At 52.4% G+C, this 269-nt stretch carries 1 protein-coding gene; it reads right to left on the bottom strand.

Going from position 1 to position 269, the window contains the following annotated elements:
- Positions 1-269, bottom strand: a 269-nt coding sequence (locus HBA93_RS21335) for a GTP cyclohydrolase II (protein WP_502910173.1), incomplete at both ends; no start/stop codon positions are given.

Here is a 269-nt window from a genome sequence, read left to right as displayed (position 1 = left end):
CTTAAGAATAGTAATACCGAAACCTTCCAAACCGACATAATGGCGTTCTTTGGAAGCCAGCAAGCGGATGGAACTAATCCCCAGATCTTTCAAAATCTGCGCACCCAGACCAATCTGGCGCCATTCTTCCTCACGCGCCTGCGCTTCTTTATGGTCTTCCCTGTCGTGATGCTCCGCATGGCGGCGGGATTGCTCATTTTTACCAACACCCACAGAGCCTTCACGCAGATAAACCAGCACACCACGCTTCTCGGAGGCCATGCGCTGCA

The sequence above is a fragment of the Ochrobactrum sp. SFR4 genome (genome assembly GCF_019730395.1).
Classification (GTDB): Bacteria; Pseudomonadota; Alphaproteobacteria; order Rhizobiales; family Rhizobiaceae; genus Pseudochrobactrum.
Note: the sequence above shows the minus strand (reverse complement) of the source record. Positions and strands in the feature narration are given on the sequence as shown.